Source organism: Bradyrhizobium manausense (assembly GCF_001440035.1).
In the GTDB taxonomy this organism is placed as follows: Bacteria; Pseudomonadota; Alphaproteobacteria; order Rhizobiales; family Xanthobacteraceae; genus Bradyrhizobium; species Bradyrhizobium manausense.
The window spans coordinates 1-2,300 of record NZ_LJYG01000048.1; the positions used below are offsets into that span (position 1 = coordinate 1).

Below are 2,300 nucleotides of genomic sequence, written 5' to 3' on the forward strand. Positions count from 1 at the left end.
TTCGATATTAAAGAGTGGGTAGCGCCCGCGCTGATGTCGGGGGCCGTCGATGTCGAACCGCCGGGGGATGGCTGTGCTGTCTATGCTTTTGCCAGTTGGTGTCCTTGCAGGATGTTGTTGGTGAGGGCGTACCAGAGCACGACGGCACGGACCTTCTCGATGCCGCGCACGGTCAATTGCCTGAGGTCCCAGTTCCGCCACCGGGCATGGATGCATTCGCAGATCGTGCGGGCTTTGTACTGTGCCTTGCCGGCTTCGCTGGCCATGCGGGCCCGCCAGGCCGCGACGCCAGGACCGTCGCTGCTCCGAGGTAAAAAGGGATCGACACCGCTCCTGGAGTTGGGCGGAGGACAGTAGACCTCGACGCCTTCACCGTGCGCCCATTCGATGTCCTCGCCGCTGCAGAACCCGCCATCGGCGAGGTAGCGACGCGGCAAGCGCTTCAGCCGAGTGCGCGTTCGCTCCAGCATCGGCCGCATCAAGCCGCGATCTGATCCGTTGTTGTCGATGTCGACCGTGACCACGATCAGTTCGCCGGCCGCGCTGGCCACCTGCACATTGTAGGCGGGGCGGAAGCCGGCATCTGCCATCTTCATCACCCTTGCCTGCGGGTCGGTGGTGGAGGCCCGGGGCTCCTTCGGCTTTTTGCCATTGCCGCCTTTTTCGTCGAGTTGCTTGCGCTTCCGCTTGATCTCGTCCAAAGCCCTCTGCGCAGCCTGCACCCGCTCACTGCGTTCGCGTGCCGCGCGCTCTCTGGCCGCCCTGATACGCCGGCTGCTGGCTTCCGGATCCGCATCGACCTCGCGCTTGAGCTCTTCCACCACAGCCTTCGCTTGGGCCATCTGCCGGCCGAGCGTTGCCTCCCGCCGGAACGAGCCGGCCCCCGCATTCGCCCGTATCCGCACCCCGTCCTGGGTCAGCTTCTCCAGATCAATCAGCCCTGCCTCATTCAGAGCCACCAGATGTTCGACCAGCAAACGGTCCAGCAGGTCCGCGCAGCCGACCCGGAAATCCGACAGTGTGTGATAGTTCAAAGACACGCCGCCGCAGAGCCAGCGGTAGACGTCGTGACTGTCGCAGAGCCGATCCAACGCCCGCGCGCTGCCAACGCCATCGCTCGTGGCGTACAGCCAAAGCGCCAGCAGCAGCCGGGGTGATGGCGCCGGATGGCCCGGCCTGTTTTCCCGTGCCTTAACCCGATCTTCCAGCTCGCTCAGGTCGAGCCCCTCGACATAAGCCCAGATCACCCGGGCCAGATGATCCTGCCCGATCAGGCTGTCGATATCGACCGCCCGCAATTCGACCTGATTGCGCACGGGCTCGCGCAGCCGAGGTGCACCCCGCGGCACCGCTTCGGTTCGTGGCGCCGACTGATCCGGCAATTCGCCAAAAAGTCCCTCGTCAGCCATCATCCTCTCCAGCAGATCAGTCTGCCTAGAGAATCACATTCGCCCGACACGCGGTACAAAAGATTCACAGTCTCGTAGGGTGGGCAAAGCGACTTGTCCGCCGTAGCTCGTAGAGCGAAGGCGGAAGCGTGCCCACCTTCTCTCAATCATTGATAGGTCGTGGGCACGGCGCAAGCGCGCCTTTGCCCACCCTACGATACCGAGCTAGCGGATAGAGTCCTCGCCCGGGCCATGTTTTCGACGTGCGGCCGTGCTATCGCAGCCGCCATGCTCGACAGCGTCCAGCCACAACAGCCGCCGCAAACAGGCGTGCAAGGCCATCTCGCGCAGGAATTCGCCGAGACGTTGCGGCTGGCCGTGCCGATGATGCTGACGCAGCTCGGGCAGATTGCGATGATCACCAGCGACCTCGCCTTGATCGGGCGGCTCGGTGAGGATGCGGTCGCGGCTGCGGCACTTGCGCACACCGTCTATTTCGTCAGCTTCACGTTCGGGCTCGGCCTGATGGCCGCGGTATCGCCGCTGGCAGCCCAGGCGTTCGGCGCCGGCGACATCAGGCGCATCCGCCTCTCCTTGCGCGTCGGCCTGTGGGTCGCACTGCTGATCTCGCTGCCGATGATGGCCTCGCCGCTGTATGGCGAGCACATCCTGATCGCGCTCGGACAGGCGCCGCACTCGGCCGCGCTGGCGCAGCGCTATCTGAATGGCCTTGCCTGGGGCATCGCGCCCGCGCTCGGCTTCATCGCGATCCGCAGCATGATGAGCGCGGTGAACCGGCCGCAGGCGCCGCTGTGGATCACGCTCGCGGCGATCCCCGCGAATTTCGCGCTGGTCTATTGCCTGATCCATGGCCTGTTCGGGATGCCGGAGCTCGGTCTGTTCGGGGCGGGG

General features: G+C 65.1%; 2 protein-coding genes. One reads left to right on the forward strand and one right to left on the reverse strand.

From position 1 onward, the window contains the following. Positions 1–80 precede the first annotated feature (80 nt). Positions 81–1,412 carry an IS1182 family transposase gene (locus tag AOQ71_RS12915; protein WP_057742559.1) on the reverse strand — a complete coding sequence of 444 codons (1,332 nt, stop codon included), beginning with the start codon at positions 1,410–1,412 and terminating at the stop codon, positions 81–83. 264 nt (positions 1,413–1,676) lie between these two features. Between AOQ71_RS12915 and AOQ71_RS47710 the strand changes: the two genes are divergently transcribed. Further along, positions 1,677–2,300: MATE family efflux transporter (locus AOQ71_RS47710; protein ID WP_245316864.1), on the forward strand; the 624-nt coding region annotated here is incomplete at its 3' end.

Coding starts and splice junctions, on each gene's coding strand:
- AOQ71_RS12915 (WP_057742559.1), bottom strand. CDS start 1,412: ATGATGGCTGACGAGGGACTTTTTGGCGAATTGCCGGATCAGTCGGCG.